General features: G+C 63.8%; 14 protein-coding genes and 3 pseudogenes. 7 read left to right on the top strand and 10 right to left on the bottom strand.

The window, feature by feature from the left end:
• Positions 1-106 (top strand): annotated as a pseudogene (locus tag ABNX41_RS20635) (IS5/IS1182 family transposase); the annotation flags it as partial.
• Positions 107-124: 18 nt separating this feature from the next.
• On the opposite strand, the gene ABNX41_RS20630 reads toward ABNX41_RS20635, so the two are convergent.
• From ABNX41_RS20630 to ABNX41_RS20600, 7 genes and pseudogenes are all read right to left on the bottom strand, one after another.
• Positions 125-361, bottom strand: coding sequence for a recombinase family protein (locus tag ABNX41_RS20630; protein ID WP_438671578.1), 237 nt, complete (start codon positions 359-361; stop codon positions 125-127).
• A gap of 27 nt (positions 362-388) precedes the next feature.
• Positions 389-577: pseudogene (locus ABNX41_RS20625) on the bottom strand (IS110 family transposase); the annotation flags it as partial.
• Between the two features lie 204 nt (positions 578-781).
• Positions 782-2,194, bottom strand: a complete 1,413-nt coding sequence (locus tag ABNX41_RS20620; RefSeq protein ID WP_438671577.1) for an MmgE/PrpD family protein — start codon at positions 2,192-2,194, stop codon at positions 782-784.
• Positions 2,195-2,281: 87 nt separating this feature from the next.
• Entirely contained in the window at positions 2,282-3,037 is a 756-nt protein-coding gene (locus tag ABNX41_RS20615) for an ABC transporter ATP-binding protein (protein WP_438671576.1), read from the bottom strand.
• Between the two features lies 1 nt (position 3,038).
• Positions 3,039-4,082, bottom strand: coding sequence for an ABC transporter substrate-binding protein (locus tag ABNX41_RS20610; protein ID WP_438671575.1), 1,044 nt, complete (start codon positions 4,080-4,082; stop codon positions 3,039-3,041).
• 30 nt (positions 4,083-4,112) lie between these two features.
• The gene (locus ABNX41_RS20605) at positions 4,113-4,880 is read right to left on the bottom strand and encodes an ABC transporter permease (protein WP_438671574.1); all 768 of its coding nucleotides are present in this window, start codon (positions 4,878-4,880) and stop codon (positions 4,113-4,115) included.
• 25 nt (positions 4,881-4,905) lie between these two features.
• Positions 4,906-5,661, bottom strand: a complete 756-nt coding sequence (locus ABNX41_RS20600) for an ABC transporter permease (RefSeq protein WP_438671573.1) — start codon at positions 5,659-5,661, stop codon at positions 4,906-4,908.
• A gap of 168 nt (positions 5,662-5,829) precedes the next feature.
• Here ABNX41_RS20600 and ABNX41_RS20595 point away from each other — a divergent pair, with 168 nt between their 5' ends.
• Together ABNX41_RS20595 and ABNX41_RS20590 are read left to right on the top strand one after the other, a co-directional pair.
• Entirely contained in the window at positions 5,830-6,600 is a 771-nt protein-coding gene (locus ABNX41_RS20595; protein ID WP_438671572.1) for a GntR family transcriptional regulator, read from the top strand.
• Positions 6,600-7,346, top strand: a complete 747-nt coding sequence (locus tag ABNX41_RS20590; RefSeq protein ID WP_438671571.1) for a GntR family transcriptional regulator — start codon at positions 6,600-6,602, stop codon at positions 7,344-7,346. The genes ABNX41_RS20595 and ABNX41_RS20590 overlap by 1 nt, the downstream gene beginning before the upstream one ends.
• Positions 7,347-7,406: 60 nt before the next feature.
• Here the strand turns inward: ABNX41_RS20590 and ABNX41_RS20585 are convergent, their stop codons facing one another.
• The 3 genes from ABNX41_RS20585 to ABNX41_RS20575 all read right to left on the bottom strand — a co-directional run bounded on the left by ABNX41_RS20585 (position 7,407) and on the right by ABNX41_RS20575 (position 12,393).
• A complete protein-coding gene (locus ABNX41_RS20585) occupies positions 7,407-8,486 on the bottom strand; it encodes an alanine racemase (protein WP_438671570.1) in 1,080 nt (359 codons plus the stop codon).
• A gap of 68 nt (positions 8,487-8,554) precedes the next feature.
• A complete protein-coding gene (locus tag ABNX41_RS20580) occupies positions 8,555-10,249 on the bottom strand; it encodes a hydantoinase B/oxoprolinase family protein (RefSeq protein ID WP_438671569.1) in 1,695 nt (564 codons plus the stop codon).
• 11 nt (positions 10,250-10,260) lie between these two features.
• Entirely contained in the window at positions 10,261-12,393 is a 2,133-nt protein-coding gene (locus tag ABNX41_RS20575; RefSeq protein ID WP_438671568.1) for a hydantoinase/oxoprolinase family protein, read from the bottom strand.
• 222 nt (positions 12,394-12,615) lie between these two features.
• On the opposite strand from ABNX41_RS20575, the gene ABNX41_RS20570 reads away from it, so the two are divergent.
• From ABNX41_RS20570 to ABNX41_RS20555, 4 genes and pseudogenes are all read left to right on the top strand, one after another.
• The gene (locus ABNX41_RS20570; RefSeq protein ID WP_438671567.1) at positions 12,616-14,670 is read left to right on the top strand and encodes a hydantoinase/oxoprolinase family protein; all 2,055 of its coding nucleotides are present in this window, start codon (positions 12,616-12,618) and stop codon (positions 14,668-14,670) included.
• Between the two features lie 30 nt (positions 14,671-14,700).
• Positions 14,701-16,326: a hydantoinase B/oxoprolinase family protein gene (locus ABNX41_RS20565; RefSeq protein WP_438671566.1), complete on the top strand. Its 1,626-nt coding sequence runs from the start codon at positions 14,701-14,703 to the stop codon at positions 16,324-16,326.
• Positions 16,327-16,783: 457 nt separating this feature from the next.
• Positions 16,784-17,074, top strand: a pseudogene (locus ABNX41_RS20560) (transposase); the annotation flags it as partial.
• 432 nt (positions 17,075-17,506) lie between these two features.
• The gene (locus ABNX41_RS20555) at positions 17,507-18,568 is read left to right on the top strand and encodes a tyrosine-type recombinase/integrase (RefSeq protein ID WP_438671565.1); all 1,062 of its coding nucleotides are present in this window, start codon (positions 17,507-17,509) and stop codon (positions 18,566-18,568) included.
• Positions 18,569-18,827 lie beyond the last annotated feature (259 nt).

Genomic DNA, 18,827 nt, shown 5'->3' with positions numbered 1-18,827 from the left:
CGGCAGGCTCAAGGATTGGCGGCGGGTTGCGACCCGATACGACAGGTGCCCCATCGTCTTCCTCTCGGCCATCGCGCTCGCCGCAACCGTCCTCTTCTGGCTCTAAAGTTAATGAGTCTGGAGCCTAAGGGCTGAGCACCGTCTGACGGCGCTGCGGCGTGGCACCTGCAGCGAAACTGGGTAACCGGCCATTCAAACAACTCGTGGCGAAGCACGGGTTACCGCGTTTGTTAATCCGGTGCTGGCCAACACATGTCGTTCGAGTCAGTATCGCGTGGATCTGACCGACGCTCCAGCGTCCTCCGTCGCAGGTGAGTATCCGCCGGTCGTTGAGATATCCGATGATCGCCTTGACACCCATCCGCCCGGCGGTTCCATAACGCGTCGCATCCGGCACCCAAACAGTCTTTAACTCGCCCGCCCTGTGCAGCTTAGCCAGCATAAGCGCATCGCGGCGGTCCGTCTTAACCCGATCCCCCGCCTCGACCGGGATCAGCGAGGGCGCGACCACAATGCAGTCATGCCACATCTTGACAAGCTGGCGGTGCAGCCCATAGCCGCAGGGACCAGCCTCATGGCAGAAGTGCAGCCGTGCTCCCCCTGCGGCCAGCTTCTCCACCAGCTTGCGGACTTGGTCTGGCCGGTTCGGCACGGATCCCCAATGCCGAACCTCACCGCCACGCGCGACCTGGCCCCGGCAAGGCTGTCAGTGAAGTCGGCCCATCGGAAACGCCGGTCTGGCGGGCGGGATTCCGGTCTTTAGACCGATCCCGGAACTGGCTCACACCGTCCTGAACAGGGCAATGAGGTCGCTGCAGTCCGGCGCGGTTTCGAGACTTCTGATCATGTCGATCAGCCGGTCTACCCCGGCACCTTCGGCGCCAAAGCCCCATGACAGGCAGCTGCGGAATTTGGCGATCACCGCCTCTTGCGACATCGGATCCTCGGGCGAGCCGCGCATGACCGGCGAAAAGACATCGCGGATCGTACCATCCAGCAAGGTGACCCGGACACCCGCAGGCGCGATCTCGGTCGAACCGATGGCCTCGTCGATCACGGTACGGCAACGCATGGCAATGCCTGCACCCGCGCCACGGATCCGCGCGGGGGTAAAACTCGCGATACTGACCTCACCGGCCTCAAGCGCCGTCGCAAACGCATAGGCCGCGTTGAACTGGGCGTGAACCACGGGATTTGGATGGTCCGGATTGAAATCCGCGCCGACAATGCGGTGATTGACCGCGCCCATCCGGATCTCGGCTGAGGCGACCTGGCCTGCGCGCAGCCCCGAGGCGTTCAGCTCCAGCGCAAGCTGGATCGCAGTATGGGTGCAGCGACAGCAGGGCCAGGGTTTCATGCTCAGATCCAGAAGCTGCCAGCTTTCGCCCAGGCCCTCTGTCAGGATCTCTGGCCGGACCTCGCCCCGCTCATAAAGCGTGAAAAGCCCGGCATTCCCTTCGAGGTAGCGATGCGGGCCGGTGATGCCTCCCCGCGCCAGATGCGCCGCCAGCACGCCCGAGCGGGCGGCAAAGCCTGGCCCCACGCGCTTGGCCAGCGCGCCATCGGCGATGAATTGCGTGGTGCCGCTAAGCTGCACGAAAGCCAGCCCCATCGCATTGAGGAAGCCATCCGCGTCCAGCCGGAAGATCACCGATGCCGCAGCAGCAGCCGAGATCGATCCAACCGCGGTGGTCGGGTGCCAGCCCTTGCCCAGCGAATTGTAGCAGGTAAGCCCCAGGCGACAGAAAACCTCGACCCCGACCGCCAGCGCGGTGATCATTTCCTCGCCGCTGACGGGACGGTCCTCGGCCTCGATTGCCGCCAGCACAGCAGGCAGGATCACGCAAAAGACATGCACCCGCGCCGGATCGTGCTGATCGTCGAAATCAAGGCTATGCGCCGCCGCACCATTCGCCAGCGCCGCCGTGGCAGGATTGGCTCTGGCACCATTCAAAAGCAGCGTGGCCTTGCCGTCACTCTCCCAGGCCGTCAATGCGGTCAGGAGTTCCGCCATGCCCGGCGCTTTGGCCGCCCCCGCGATCACGCCCAGCGTGTCGAGGGTGAAAAGCCGCACCACCTCGCGCACGCGGTCTGGCAGGTCAGCATAGTGAATTGCGGCGAGCTTTTCCGCGATATGACGGCTGATCGCTGCATCGGGCGCGGCAAAGACGGTCTGGGGCGCAGGCTGGTTCATCGGATCACACTCGGTCAGACAGGCGGGAAAAGGTCCGGCCCGCGCGCGGGAGCAGGCACGCGGAGCCGGGTCACGATCTGCGGCAGATCAGATCGTGATATCGTGGCGAAGAAGCTCTGAAATCTCGCGCCGCAGTTCCAGAAAACGCGGATCGAGCTTGATCTCTTCGCGGCGCGGGCGCTCGAACGGCACCTTGATCTCGGCCAGCACATGCGCCGGACGCTTTGAATAGACAAGGACGCGATCCGCCAGATAAAGCGCCTCTTCGATCCCGTGGGTGACGAAGAGCACCATCTTGCGATCGGCCTCCCAGATGCGGATGAGCTCGTCTTGCAAGACATCGCGGGTCTGGACATCCAGCGCGCCAAAGGGCTCATCCATCAGCAAAAGCGAGGGCTTGATGCAAAAGGCCCGCGCGATGCCGACCCTTTGCTGCATGCCGCCGGAAAGCTGATGCGGCCAGGAATTCCCGAAGGCGCCAAGCCCCACCATTTTCAGGTAATGCTGCGCCTGCTCCAGCCGCTCGGCCTTTGGCACGCCCGCCACCTCAAGCCCGAAGGCCACATTTTCCAGCGCAGTGCGCCAGGGGAACAGATCCGCCCCCTGGAACACCATGCCGCGCCCCGATCCGGTCCGGCCGGTAATATCCTCGCCATTCAGCGTGACCTTGCCTCTATCGGCGGGAACAAGGCCATTGATGATCTGCAAAAGCGTGGACTTCCCGCAACCCGAGGGGCCGAGAAGCGCGACGAACTCGCCCTCGGCCACCTCGAGCGACTGATTGACAAGCACATCGACAGTACCGAAGCGCTTGGAAATACCGGAAACGGAAAGGTGGGACATTTCAGGCCAGTTCTTTGATTGCTTGTTCGAGATAGGTCCGGTCGATCACCTTCGAAAGATCTGCCGTGCCCTGGAGCGCGCCGAGATCCTTGTAATAGGCGAGGTTCGCGGCAAAGGCATCGGGGGTCAGAGTTTCCATATTGTCCGGGAAGGCGCCGATTTTGGTGCAAAGCGTCTCCCAGACCGGGCGCAGGAAATCATCGCCTTCGGCCTTCAGATCCTTGGAAGAAGCCAGATCCTGCAGCTGCGCCTTATACCAGTCATAGTCGCTGTTGGTTTTGCGGAACGAGGTCAGAACCGACTTCAGAAGCGTGACGGCGGCCGCCTTGTTCGCGTCGTCCTCAAGCCAGGATCCGGTGGCCATGATCACCGCGCTGAACCAGTTGCCGAGTTCCTCGGACGGCGTCACCAGCACCTGATAGTTGCCCTGCTTCGCCAGCGCAGCCGCCTGCTCGATATGCATCGGGACCGCATCGACCCGGCCCGCAACCAGCGCGCGCGCGCGGTCGCCAGAGCTGCCCATCTCGATGAAATTGATGGTGGTGATGTCGATACCGCGCTTTTTCAGTACGCCAGCCAGCATGACATACATGAAATCGCCGATGCTGTTGACGGCGATCGTGCCGCCTTTCGCCGCTATATCCTCAAGGCTGGTTACGGTATCCGCATTCGAGACGATCACCTGCGAGGTGTTCGAATAGGAAAGGCCGATCACCCGCAGATCCGCGCCCGCCTCAATGGCCGAAAAGGTCGAGGCCACATCGGCATCCCCCAGATCGGCCGCGCCTGCGATCACTTCCTGGGCAATCTGCGGGGTTTTCGCGGTCGGGCGGACCTCGGCGGGGCCATAGCCCGGAAAGGTCTGGATACCCTTTTGCAAGGCCCATTGCATCGGCACATTGACCGCAGCCGTCGAGGCGAGCGTGTTGATCTTCAGAACCCGCCCCTCCTGCGCCAGGGCGCGCGGCACCGGGCCAAGGAACGTAGCCGCAAGACCGGCACCACCGGCGCCAAGCAGATGGCGGCGAGAAAGTCTGATTGTCATATCTGATACCTTCCTGTTTTGATTTGTCTTTCAGCGACCTGATGCGATCTTGCTTGCATACCAGGGCGCGCTGCGGTCTGCGATCAGCCGCATGAGGCCGGTGATCGAGAGGGAAATGATCATCAGGGCGATGATCAGGGCGAAGAGGCCCGCGGTCGAAAGATCGAGGCCCGCATCATTCAGCAGCCCGCCATAATTGGCACTGATGAACATCTCGGCCGTGACCATGGCGCGCAGCGCATGAACAAGGCCAACCCGCGCGGCGATCATCACGAAAGGATGCAGCGCAGGCAGGATCACATAGCGGAACCTCTGGAAATCGCTCGTGCCGAAAGACTGCGCCGCCGCCAGCAGCTTTGGCGAGACATTGCGCGCGGCCTCGGTCATCGAGATCACCACATACCAGACAGTCACGACGAAGACGATGGCGACCGAAAACACCACTCCACGCCCCATCAGGATGATGAACAAAGGCACGATGGCCGCCGCTGAAACCACAATGCACATCGAGGCCCAGGGCTTCACGATGGCATTGATCGCCGGCACCCGGCCCATGGCAATACCCAGGGGCACGCCAATCAGCATCGCCAGCACATAGCCCAGCAGCATCTGCCAGAGTGTGCCGCCGATCCCGGCCCAGAAATCCATGCTCCGGATCATTGTCACGAAGGCACCCGCGACCTGCACCGGCGTCGCCAGCAGGGTCTCACCCAGATGGGCGCCGAATATCTGCCAGATCACCAGCACGATCACGATGCCCAGAATATTGGTCACGCAGCTTACAGCAGAGGAGGTCATGTCGCTTTTTCCCTGTCCTGACCGCTTACTTCTTCGCCACGCGCCAGCGGCAGATGCGCCGCTCGGCAAGCAGGAACAATTCCTGAAGCAACAGGCCCATCAGGCTCAGAACAACCAGGATCCCCAGAACGGCGGCACTGTCGAATTTCACCGAGGCCTGTTTCATCATCTGGCCAAGGTTCACGGCCGCAAAGAACAGCTCGGCGGTGATCATCGCATTCACCGCTCGCACGATGCCGATCCGAAGTCCGGTGAACAGGAAAGGCAGGCTCTCCGGGATCAGCACATAGCGCGCCCGCTGCCAGGCCGAGGCCCCGAAAGAGCGACCGACATTCAGGAGCTTCTGATCCACATTGGCCGCGCCTGTCGAAATCACGATCAGCATGTCAAAGACGCACATGATCACCACAAGCGTCACGCGCGCCTCGAAAAACAGCCCGCACCAGATCATTATAAAGGGGACCCAGGCCACGCTGGGCACGGAATAAACCAGATTGATGACCGGATCACACAGGTCATTGACCACCCGCAGCCGCCCCATCAGCAGCCCCAAAGGCAGCGCAATGGCGCAGGCGATCAGAAAGCCCGCAAGCATATGGCCCATCGAATACCACAGCGCCTGCGGCAACTGGCCAGAAACGATCATCTGCCAGAGCCGCGCCGCGACTTCGACCGGCGAGGCCAGCACCACGCTCGAATATTGCGAGGCGATCAACTGCCAGATCGTCAGCCCCGCCGCAATCGAGGCGATGAAGAGGAAGCCAAAGGATCTGCCTCCCATAGCATCGCCAGTTCCCCGCCGGGCTGTTTTCAAAGCTGCCATTCCTGCATCCCCGAGGGAAGTGGGTTTACGAGCGAGGTTGGCCTCGCTACCTCATGAAGTGTCGGGTTACTAGAAATGACTGGATGACTAGCTGTCTAGTCAGTTTTGCAGGAAGGGGCGGTTTTTTTGCTGAGCACCGAATTCACACCGATCTATTTACGCATAGATGCCTATATTCGGGGCGAGATTGGTGCGGGCCACCTGCGCGAGGGTGATCGGATGCCATCGGAGCCCGAGCTGGCAAAGCGATTCGCCACCACCCGCTCGACGGTCGCCAAGGCTTTGCAGAAGCTGGTTTTCGAAGGGGTGGTCGTGCGCCGCCCCGGCAGCGGCAGCTTTGTCGCCAAAACCAATATCAACGCCCTGATCGATCCGGCCCAGGTCAGCTCTTTCGAGGATCAGCTGCGCGCCCAGGGCGCCGAAATCGGCTATCGCGTGCTGACATGGACACCGCGCAGCGCCAGCGCCACCGAGACGGCGCAACTGCGCCAGGACCCCGGCATGCCCGTGATACAGTTCGACCGGCTGCGGCTGATCTCTGGCCGCCCCATCGGGGTCGAAATGCGGGTGATCCCTGCGAGCCTGGCCCAGGCGATTCCGCTGGCCTCGCTGGAGACAAAATCCCTGCACATGATCCTCGACGAGGATCTGGGTCGCCCGGTGCTGCGCGTCGAGGGGCGGATCCGGGCCGCCCTGGCCAGCGCGGGTCAGGCCGCCTGGCTTGACGTGGAGAAAGGCGCGGCGCTGCTGGTGCGCGACTACACGCTGCTTGACCGCGATCACGTCCCGCTGGTCTGCGGTGAATCGCTTTACCGCGAGGAATTCCGCATTGATTATATCGTCGAGCAGGCGGATCGCGGCAAAACCGCCGTCGCTGGCCGGACGGAAGGGATCTGATGTCGAAACATGCTCCGATGTATGTGCGGGTGCGCAATCATATCCTGGACGGGATCGCGAGCGGGCGCTTCCAGCCCGGCGACCGGCTGCCCTCGGAAAAGGAACTGGCGAGCCTCTTTGGCACCACACGCTCTACCGTGGTCCATGGCCTGCAGACCCTGACCAGCGAGGGACGCATCAACCGCGAGATCGGGCGCGGCACATTTGTGGCCAGCACGCCGCGCCGTATCATGCAAGATGCGCATCGGGTGGTCGAATTCGAGGAAGAGATCGCCCGCCAGGGCGGAACCGTCAGCTACCGCCTGTTGTCCTTCGCCCGTGTGAGCGCGCCCGAAGAGGTGGCAAACCGCCTGGGTATTGAAGAAAATCAAGAAGTTTACAGGATCAATCGCATCCGGCTGGTCGACAAGGTGCCCTCGGTCGAAGAGACGCGCTATCTGCCCATCGCCCTTGGAGAGATGATGAGCATCGAGGCCCTGACCCGGCTTTCCATGTATCAGATCCTCGACCAGCAGCTTGGCCATTCGGTCGCGCGGATAAAAGGGGTGATCCGGGCCGATGGCGCGCGCGAATCCAGCGCACAGGCGCTCGGGATCAAGGCTGGCTCTCCGGTGCTGGTGCGCGATTATGTGCTATATGACGCTGCCGCGATGCCGCTGGTCAGCGGCGAGGCCGTGTTCCGCCGAGAAATCGAAGTGGCCTATGCGGTGGATGCGACAGGGGCCAAAACCCTGAACGAGGCCTGAACGGACAGGCGGTGGCCCGCCTCGCCAAGCCTCCGGCGCGACGCAGTCGTACCCCCCTATTCAGGCGCCGCGCGCCGCGACGGGCCAGATCGCCAGCAGCTCCTCGCCCCGCATGACATGGATCGCGTCATAAAGGTTCACGGTCGGGTCACAATGGGGGACCTGCAACTCTACCATCGCGCCGGGCAAAAGCGCCGCTCCCCGCGGCAGGGTTATGGTCCCGTGTTCGTCGCTTGAGGGCCGGTAGGTCGCGCCCTGCGGCGCGCCGCGGCGGATTACCGGCGCAGTGCCGTGTTTCGCGGCAAAACGCTTTTCCCCCCCATCGGTGGTGGCAAGGCCCGGATGATTGGCGCTGATCACCGCGCTTGCCACGAAAAGCGAGGTGGCAAAAGCGGGCCTCCCGCTGCCATCCGGGTCGACGAGGTCATATTCCACATCCATCAGCGCATAGCTGCCGCATTGCATCTCGGTATACACACCTGCGGCCAGTTCTTCGCGCATGGCCCCGGTCGAACAACCGGTAATCACTGGCATTGCGGGGAGATATGGCGCGAGCCCTGCCAGCATCTGAGCGATCTCAGTTGTGACTTTTTGCGCCTGCTCCGCCCGCAAAACCGGATCGGCACAATGCGACAGATGGCCTGCATAGGCCTGCAGGCCCACAAGATCGAGGCAGCCCGCCGCCTTGATCCTTTGCGCCAGTTCAATCGCAGCGGCGGGCGAAGCCACCCCGGAACGGTGCCGCCCGGTATCCATATCGATCAACGCACGCGCACGCGCGCCACGCTCTTCAAGTGCCGCGATGAACAGATCAAGCGGCGCCGGATGATCGAACACCACCGCCAGCGCCGTTCCTTCAGCCGCGATATCGGCAAGTCGCGCCGCCGCTTGCGGGGTCGCAAAAGTAGAGGTCAGGAGAATATCGCCGATCCCCGCCCGAGCAAAAACCTCGGCCTCGCCCGGCGTTGCGACGCAAATGCCCACCGCACCAACTGCGATCTGGCGCTGCGCGATCTCGGGGCATTTATGCGCCTTGGCATGCGGGCGCAGACTGACGCCTGCAGCCTTTGCGCGTTGCTGCATCTGCGCCAGATTGGCCTCGAACTGATCCAGATCCAGGATCAGCGCCGGCGTCAGCAACCGGCCCCGCGCGTCGCGGCACCCGATCAGATGCTGATTGGCGAAACCGGGAGACGCGGGGCGGTTTGTCATTTCACGTCACGTTCTTCCGGGTCATAGCCATAGATCCGGGCAGCATGATCGGCGCTCATTTTGCCCAGCCGGATGTCTTGCGCAGTCGCGGCCTTGTCGCGCTCTGCGGTGGGGCCATAGCCGCCCGCCGCTGCCATCTGAACCGACAATACATCGCCCGCGTTGAAATAACGGATGAATTTGGACGGCAGCGCCTCTTCGGCTGCGGTCCCGGGATTGGCCACCAGCCTGCCGCCCGCCCCGGCCCCGCCACCAAAGAGCCCCCAGGGCTTTGAGTGGTACCGGTCCGAGCGCACCTGAACCCGCGTCTGATCGGCAAGGAAGCGATAATCGCGCTGCAGGCCAAGCGCGCCGCGGAAGCGGCCATCGCCGCCAGTATCCCGGATGAAGCCGTAACGCTCCACCCGGATCGGGTTCTCGCTTTCGATCAGCTCGACCGGCACATTGGCGAGATTGCCGATGCAATAGGGCCCCGCATCCTGACCATCCTGGTCCGGCCCGCCGCCGAGCCCGGTATTGTTGTGGAATTCCAGATGCAGGAAGGGCCGCTTACCGCCCCTTGGATCCGCCATCTGCCCCGAGGCGACGATGGCAAATTCCGATCCGCCCGCGCAGGCGGGCATCCGGCCGGGCAAAAGCTGTGCAAGCGCGCCCAGCACAATCGAGCGCAGCCGGAAGCCGATCTGCCCGCGCGAGCCAACCGCCGCCGGATATTGCACCGATACGAAGGTGCCTTTGGGCGCTTTCACATGGATCGGACGGTAAAGCCCGGCATTGTTCGGGATCGCCGCGTCCAGCACCGTACGCAGGGCGGCATAGGTGCAGGAAACCGTGAATTCCCAGTTGCAATGCACCGCGCCGCCGGTGTCGTCCTGGGTGCCGGTATAATCGACGGTGATCTCGTCACCCTTCTTGATCAGCTTGCAATGCAGATGGATCGGGCCATTCCCGGCGCCGTCATCATCGTTCCATTCATCAAACTCGACCTCGCCATCGGGAAGCGCGCTGATCGAGGCGCGGGTCAGACCCTCGGCATGGTCGATCAGATCCGCGAGATAATCACCAAACGCAACTGGCCCCATCTCGCGCGCGATCTTTTCGACCCCGCGCGCCGCGTCGTCCAGTGCCGCAAGCTGGGCGCGCAAATCGCCGATCACCCGGTCAGGCACCCGTGAATTGGCCGCGATAATGCCGAAAACCTGGGCGCTGTCGCGGCCTTTTTCGCGCAGTTTGACCGGCGGGATGCGCAGGCCTTCCTCAAAGATCTCCTGGCTGTCGGCGGCATTACCGCCCGGCACGCGCCCGCCCAGATCGGTATGGTGCAAGACCAGCGACACAAACGCCACCCGCTGCCCATCGACATAAACCGGGCGGAAGGTGAAGATGTCGTTCAGGTGCGAGCAACCGGCATAGGGGTCGTTCGAGGCCAGCACATCGCCCTCGGCAATATCCTCGCCAAAGTGATCGAGGCAGCCCCGGAGCGCGGGCATCACCACGCCGAGGTGAACAGGCACCGCCATTCCCTGGGCGGCCAGATTGCCCGCACCGTCACAGATGGCGGACGAAAAATCCATTGAATTCTTTACATTGGCTGTGCGGGCGGTGCGTATCACCATCACCAGCGCATTATCTGCAATCGTCACGAGGGCATTTTTCAGCAGCTCGCGGCGGATGGGGTTGATCCTGGTCATGTCCGTTCCCCTCAGGCGCTTTGCCGGGTGGCAAGAATGTTGTTCCAGCTGTCGATCCGAGCTTCCCAGCCGGGCGGGATGATCGAGGTCGTATCATATTCCTCGACGATCAGCGGCCCCATGCGGGGGCCGGCGACCAGTTCAGCGCGGGTGATGACGGGAGTGTCGAACCAGCCATGGCCGATGAAACAGGCCCGCCGCCCGGTCGTCAGCGCCGCGCGCTCATTTCCGCGCGCGCAGTTCTCGGGCATGCGCGGAATATCGGGCACACCGCGGCAGATCGCCCGGATTGCCACGAACTGGACCGGCTCGGCCTCGGAGGCATAGCCGAAGGTTGCCGCATGCAACTGGTGGAAGGCGGCAAGGATCGCCGCAAAGGCCTGCCCGTCGCCCTCTGCATCGGGATTTTTCGCCAGCAGGGCCAGGGCATCAGCGTAAGGCACCGTCAGCGGCGAGGTCTGCCCGGCATATTTCAGATCGGCAAGGATGCGGATCTCGCGGTCTTCGGGGGCGAAGCCCTGGTCTTGCAGCAGAGTATTCCCGCGCGCCGTCAGCCCTTCGATCAGGGCGGCCAGATCGGCAGACCTCGTATCGCTGAGCCTTTGATAGAACGAACTCACAAGCTGATGTTCTACATCGGCGAAAAGCATCCCCAGAGCCGAAAACAGACCCGCGACCGGCGGGATGATCACCCGGGTCATTCCGGCATCCTCGGCCAGCGAGCATGCATGGACCGGGCCATTGCCGCCGATGGCCATCAGTGCGAATTGCGACGGATCACGGCCCTTCTCGGAACTCACGCCGCGCAAGGCCCGCAGCATGGTCGCATTGGCGATGCGGTGGACGCCCTGCGCCGTCTCGACCGCCTCAAGATCCAGCCGATCCGCAAGCTCGGCATAGGCCGCCCGCGCCGCATCGGTTTGCAAGGTCAGCTCGCCGCTGACCAGCGCCTCTGGGTTCAGATAGCCCAGCACCAGATTGGCATCGGTTACCGTGGGCTGGGTGCCGCCGCGCCCGTAGGCCACCGGACCCGGGGTCGACCCGGCAGAGCGCGGCCCGACGGTCAGCCCGCCCGCCCCGTCGGTTGCGGCAAGGCTGCCGCCGCCCGCGCCGACTTCGGCGATGTCGATCGTCGGCACCTGCACCGGATAGCCCGCACCGCGCACCATCCGTGCGCCCAGCATCGGCTCGCCGCCCACTTCGGTCTCGGGCGAGACGGCATAGGCGCCAGCCTCGGTGAGCGTGGCCTTGGCCGTGGTCCCGCCCATGTCGAAGATCAGCACATCCCCAAGGTCCAGATGCCGCGACAGCCGCGCCCCGCCCAGCACCCCTGCGGCCGGGCCGCTTTCGATGATGGTGATCGGCTGATCCTCGACCAGGCGCGCGGGCGCGATGCCGCCCGAGGATTGCATGATCATCAGGGGCGCCGTGATGCCGATCGCATCCAGACGGCGTTGCAGGGATTGCACATAGCGGGTGACGATCGGGCGCAGATAGGCATTCACCACCGTGGTCGAGCTGCGCTCGTATTCGCCAAGCTGCGGTACCAGTTCGGACGAGGCCGAGACAAGGACGCCGGGCAGAAGACCGCGCAGGATCTGTGCCGCTCGCGCCTCGTGGACCGGGCTCACATGGGCATTGATGAAGGTGATCGCCAGGGCCTCGACCCCTGCCGCGCGGGCCTTCGCAGCAATATCGCCAAGCGCCGCCTCATCAAGAGGCGTCACTTCGGCCCCGTCGGCCGCCAGCCGCCCGGCAACCTCAAAGCGGAGATCGCGCGGCACCAGCGGCTCGGGCTTGCGCCAGGAGACGTCATAAAGACGCGGAGTGCGGAAGCGCGCGATTTCAAGCACATCGCGGAACCCCTCGGTTGTGACCAGCGCCACTTTCGCGCCCTTGCGCTCGATGATCGTATTGGTCGCAACCGTGGTCGCATGCACGAATTCATGGACCTGGCCCGCCGCGACGCCCAGTTCGGCCAGCAACGCCCTCACGCCGTTTTCGATGCCTTCGGAATAGTCATGCGGGGTCGAGAGCAGCTTGCGCGAATAGACCCGGCCCTCGCGGTCGATCATCACGATATCGGTGAAGGTGCCGCCAATATCGACCCCCAGCCTGAACCTGGCTTCCGTCTTGCCCTGCATGGCACGCCCCCTGATCTGTCTGAACTGCTGATTCATCCCGCGACGAACCCTTAAATGACCAATTGACTAGTCATATTGGCCTGTCAATCCGCATGATGGGTTTTCAGCTCTATTTGATGATTTCTTCTGCCGCGTGTTCAGAATTTGCTCACCTCGTCAAGAATTCCCTTGAAATTGAAATAGTCATCCTAAAATAATGACTAGTCATTCAAGAGGAAACAGATGATGCGAATCGGAGTGGATGTCGGTGGCACCTTCACCGATATCGTCACAACGACCCCCGAGGGGCAGGTCGTCTCGGTCAAGACGCCCTCGACGCCGGACAGTCCCGCGCGCGGCGTTCTGGCCGGCCTGTCGCTTCTGGCCGACGAGATCGGCCGCCCCTCCGGCGATCTGATGGCCGGTCTTGAGATGCTGATCCATGGCACCACCGTCGCCACCAATATCCTGGTCGAGGGCAAAGGGGCGAAGGTGGCCCTTTTGACGACAGAGGGATTTTCGGATCTCCTGGTCCTGCGCGACGGCACCAAACAGGACCGCTACCGCCTGCGCGCCCCCTTCCCCGAGCCGCTTGTACCCGCAGATCTGCGGATCGGGATCCGCGAAAGGGTGCTCGCGAATGGCACGGTCGAACAGCCTCTGGATATGGCGGGCGTCGATCAGGCCATCGACCGGCTGCTGGCAGCTGACGTGCAGGCGGTCGCGATCTGCTTCCTGCATTCCTATCTGCACCCGCAGCATGAACAGGCGGTTGCCTCCCGGCTGCGCGAACGCATGCAGGGGGCCTATATCTCCTGCTCGTCGGATGTGTTGCGGCGCGCCGGGGAATATGACCGGCTCTCGACCACGGTGGCGGATTGCTATGCCGGGCCGGGGCTGGCGGGCTATCTGGGCGCCCTTGGCCGGAATCTGGCGGATTTGGGCAGCACAGCGCCGGTTTCGATCATGCAGTCAAATGGCGGCGTGCTGCCGGTGGAGGAAGCGGCGCGCTTAGCGGTTGGGGCTGTAACGTCTGGGCCGGCGGGCGGGGCCGTGGCGGCCGCGCTTTACGCCCGCCACTACGGCCTGGCCGAGCTCGTCAGCTATGACACTGGCGGCACGAGCTCAGATGTCTGCCTCGTGCTGGACGGTACCCCGGTGGAAAGCGGCGCCAAAGTCCTCGCCAATACGCGGATCGCAATTCCGGCCATTGAAATCGACCCGGTGGCGCTCGGCGGCGGCTCCATCGCCTCGGTGGATCGCGCAGGCATGTTGCGTGTCGGGCCGCAAAGCGCGGGTGCAAGCCCCGGACCCGCAGCCTTCGGCAAGGGCGGCACTGAGCCCACCCTGACCGATGCCAATCTGGTGCTGGGCCTCATCGGCGGCGATGAGTTTCTGGGCGGCAAGATGCGCCTTGACGCCGCTGCGGCGCGTGCGGTGATCAACGACCGGCTGGCGGCACCCCTTGGTCTTGCGCCCGAGGCGGCAGCGGCGGCGGTCCACGCGCTTTCGACCGACCTGATCGCCGAAGGCGTGCGGCGGGTCACCGTGCGGCGCGGCCTCGACCCGCGCGGCTTTACGCTGCTGCCATTCGGCGGCGCGGGCGGCCTGCATGCCGATGAGGTGGCGCGCAGCCTCGGCATCCGGCGCGTTGTGATCCCGGCCCAGGCCTCGGTTCTCTCCGCGCTTGGCTTTCTGGCCGCCGAGCTGCGCCGAGACCTCTCGGAACCCCTCGGCCAGACGCTTGACAAGATCAGCGATGCGGCGCTGCAGAACCGTTTTGCAGCGCTCGAAAAGCGCGCGCGTGAGGCTCTGGCGCTGTCGGGCGTGGCCGGGCAGGATATGGGCTTCCGGTTTGATCTGGTCTGCCGCTATCGCCGCCAGGTCAGCACCCTGTCTGTACCTGTGCCGGGCGACATGCTTGCCGCCCCCGGCCTTTGCGCCGCATTGCAGCAGGATTTCACCAGCCGCTACCGCAAGCTCTATCAGCACAGCCATGATGAATCCGCCTGGGTCGAGGAACTGCGCGTAGCCGCGCTTGGCCGCCTGCCCGAGATCCGGCTCGCGGCCCTGCCCGAAACCGTTTCCGAAGCCGCCCCGCGCGGCGTGCGGATGATCCATCTGAGCGGCGCGCCGGTCGAAGCGCGGATCTACGACCTGGACGGGCTGACGCCGGGCGCGGGCTTCGACGGCCCCGCCATTGCCGTCTCGCGTCAGACTACGGTCCTCGTGCTGCCCGGCACGCATGCGCATATGGACGGTGCGGGCAGCCTTATCCTGAACGTTCCCGAGGTCTGAGCCATGAATGCCCTTTCGAAAGATACCGCCATGCGCGCGCCCGATGCCCTGACCGTTGCCCTCATGCGGCACCGCTTCGAGGCGATTGCTGCCGAGATGGTCGAGACCCTCGCCCGGACATGCTTCTCGCCGATCCTGAACCAGAGCCATGATTTTTCGGCGCTGATCACCGATGGCGCAGCCCGCGCCCTTGCCCAGGCCGAGCGGGTGCCGATCCATATGGGGGCCATGCCCTATGCGGTCGAGATCATGGCGAAGCGCTTTGAGGGCCAGTTGCGACCGGGCGATATGATCGTGGCCAATGACCCGTATCTGGGCGGCAGTCACCTGCCTGATGTCACCATGGCCCAGCCGGTTTTCGCGCCCGATGGCCGGATCGCCTTCTGGTCGGTGATCCGGGCGCATCAGGGCGATATCGGCGGCATGTCGGCGGGCAGCTACTCGCCCGCCGCGCGCGAGATCTGGCATGAGGGCCTCAGGATCCCGCCGATGCGGCTGGTCGAGGGCGGCGTGCTGCGCGAAGAGCTGATCGACCTTTTCGCGCTGAATTCGCGCCGTGGCGACGACCTGCGCGGCGATATGATGGCGCAGATGGCAGCCGTCCGCGCGGGCTCTGCGCGGCTTGCAGACATCGCGGCGCGCGAGGAACCCGCAGTGCTGAATGACTGCTGCGAGGCCTTGCTGGCGTCGGGCGAGGCCGGAATGCAGGCCTTGATCGAGGCCTGCAAGCCCGGCGTCTATGATGGCCGATCCTGGCTTGAGGATGAGGACGGCGAAGGGCTGATCCCGGTTCCCGTGACCGTGACCGTGACCATCGAACGGGGCGAGGGCCGTGGCCGGATCACGGTCGATCTGCGCCAGGCTCCCGATCAGACCACGAATTATCTGAACAGCCCGCTGGCCAACAGCCGGGCCTCGGTGATCGTCGCGCTGCTTTACATGATCGGCGACAGCGCCGCGCTGAATGATGGCGCGCTGCGGCCGGTGACGATCCTGACGCGCCCAGGCAGCCTCCTCGACCCGCGCGAGCCGGCCCCGGTCGCCTCCTGCACCTCGCTTGCCGCATCCGCCATTATCGAGGCGGTGCTGCAGGCCATGGCCGAAGCCCTGCCCGAGCGCGCCATCGCCGGCTTCGCGCGCCGTTTTCGCTTTACCATCGCGGGCAGCCAGCATGGCGAAGACGGCGAGCCCCTGCCCTTTATCTGGCATTCCTTCTTCAACCGGGGCGGCGCGGGCGCGAATGGGCTTGCGGATGGCTGGCCAAACCTTGGCGGCATCCACAATCCCGGCGGCACACCTTCGCCCTCGATCGAGGTGACCGAGCAGCTTTACCCGCTGGTCGTCGAATCCTACCGGCTTTTGCCCGAGGCGGGCGGGCGCGGACAACATCGCGGCGGGGCCGGAGGCGAGATCCGGCTGCGCTATGACGGCGCAGGTCCGGCGCTGATCAACGCAACCGGCGACGGGCTGAAAGTGCCGCCCTACGGGCTTGCTGGTGGCGAGGCGGGCAGCCCGCATGATTACCGGATCGAGCGCGCGGATGGCAACCTTGTGCGTCTTGGCCCGCGCGAAGCCGGGCTGCGGCTGGAGCCGGGAGACGTGCTCTGCTGCCGCTCGGCCGGCGGCGGAGGTGTCGGGACGCCCGCCTTACTATGACTTTTCGGAAAGCTTCTCATGATGGTGGCTCGTCAGGCGAAGGCAGTGATATCGGATCTGGCGACCCTATCGGCTTTGATGGTGCAACCGCTCCCCGATGGCATCTGTGTGCCATATGTGGACGGCCCGGCTGTGTTACACAAATCAGCTGAGGGTCGAGCTTCCCCTATCCCCAGACGGACTTATCCCACGGCCTTTGTGACGGGCGTCAGGTTAGGTCGAGCCGAGACATATCCAGGGCTTCCAAGTCGCAATTGCGCAGGATCGCCGGGCGTCCGCTCTCACTGAGCAGCGCCATCTCGGCGCATCCTGGTTTTTGGTCGTTCAAGATGCTGTAGTCAGTGGACACGATCCTGTCTCGCAATTGGGCAGGGCAAGATCAATAGTCGGTTTAGGTTCAGGCCCCATTGATTTCAGGCCATTGTCGTGATTCAGGCTCTGCAAGGAGACCTGACCAATGAGCAACCTTTACTGGCTTTCTGACGCCCATATGGAGCGCCTCAAACCTTTCCTTCCTAAGAGCCATGGCAAGCCCCGCGTCGATGATCGCCGCGTCCTGAGCGGCATAATATTCATCAATCGCAATGGTTTGCCCTGGCGTGACGCGCCGAAGGAATACGGCCCGGCGAAGACCCTCTACAACAGGTGGAAGCGCTGGAGCGACAATGGGGTCTTCGCCCGGATCATGGTGGGCCTGGCCACCGAGCGCGCCGAACACAAGACCATCATGATCGACGCGACCTATCTGCTACGTCCTGCACATTGATGATGTGCGGCGATTCGCCTCGCAGGACAAGAATGGCGGCATGTGGTGGCTGGAGCCGCCTGCCTATGACCGCGACGAGTTTCGGGAAGCGTGGCACCGGCTGGAATCACCGCCCGAGGCTCGACCGGCTAGCATAACGCTATTATGGCTGCGGCAAGGCCACCTCGCACCCCGAGGCGTGCCTCTAAGCGATTGAAATTATTCATAAAATTGGTCGGAGCGAGAGGATTCGAACCTCCGACCCCCTGCTCCCGAAGCTATGGCCGGGATTATAGCGCGAACTAGCGCAAGACAGCGACACCTAATTTTATTATGTATAATCAAATAGTTGATGTTATTGCGGGATAATGGCAGAATGCCCAAGGTAGCCCTAGCGTGCTTGCATGGTGCTAGCACGGCGTCGGAGGGAGCCACATGGCCAAGCTCACGAAACCATTCTGCGAAACCGTCAATCCACCCGCGGCGGGCTATGAGATTCATTGGGACGACCGGGTGCCGGGGTATGGCCTGCGCGTCACCGCCACAGGGGTCCGCGCCTTTGTGGCGCAGGGGCGGGTCCGCGGGAAAGCGGTCATCACGACAATTGGCAGGTTCGGCCTCTACACCGAGGACCAAGCGCGCAAGCGTGCCCAGTCCCTGCTCCAGCAGATGCGCGATGGCATCAACCCGCGCGATGTGAAGCGCGAGGACGAAGCCAAATCCGTGACCTTGCAGCAAGTAGCTGACGCTTTCTTTGCCCGGCCGGGGATGCTCAAGGATAGCACCCGCGATGAGATGCAGCGCCACCTCAAGGCCGCGTTCGACAAGTGGCTGACCCGCCCCATCGCCTCGATCACCCCGGCAGACTGCCGCAAGCGGTATGAAGAAATTGCGACGAGGGGACTTCGGAAGAAGCCAGCCCCCGCACCGGGCAGCGCTGCCTCGGCCTTCAAGATTCTCAAGCGGCTCATCAACTGGGCGAGGACCGAATACCAGACGAAAGACGGCAAGCCAATCATCGAGAAGAACCCGGTCGGGGTTATCAAGGAGGAACTGGCAAAGCAGGCTGATAGGGCACGGACCCGGCACATCGACCGCCGGGACGTTGGCATGTTCTGGCATCTGTTGACCACAGCGCGGCATAATCCCGCCTTCAGCGCCGACACGCTGGCCGGGTTGGACCTCGTGATGTTCCTCCTTCTGACCGGCACCCGCCGCAACGAAGGGGCGATGCTGACGTGGGATCGCGTCAACCTTGACGATGCCGACGCGGCCAACAACTGGTTCCACCTGCCCGACCCGAAGAACAAGAACCCCGTTTGGCTGCCGCTTTCATCGCAGGCAGCGGCAGTCCTCAAAGCCCGCAAAGCTGCGGACGACCGCGCCCCGACCAAGAGCAGGTTCTGCTTCCCGTCCCGCAGCGCCGCAGGACACACCATGGACAGAGCCGCCCGGGTTTGGCCCGGGACGGTCAGGAGCACTCGGCCGAGGCCCTGAACCAGCCGGAGCTGAGGCCGCAGGCGACCGAACTGCTGCGCGGGCTGATCTCCGAGGTGCGGATGGTCCCCGCTCCGGGCATCCCCGGCGGCCATGAGATTGAACTTGTTGGCGAACTTGGCCGGAATCCTCAACCTCGCCGAGGCGGATATGACAAAGCCCCCGCATGGTGCGAGGGCTGGTGTCGGGTCCAGGTCGGATACGGTGGTTGCGGGGGCCTGCGGCCACTGGCGTCATAAGTCCTGTTCGCCCCTGTTCC

This window comes from Pseudogemmobacter sonorensis, assembly GCF_042762395.1.
Classification (GTDB): Bacteria; Pseudomonadota; Alphaproteobacteria; order Rhodobacterales; family Rhodobacteraceae; genus Pseudogemmobacter; species Pseudogemmobacter sonorensis.
This window is presented reverse-complemented; position numbering and strand designations above follow the sequence as displayed.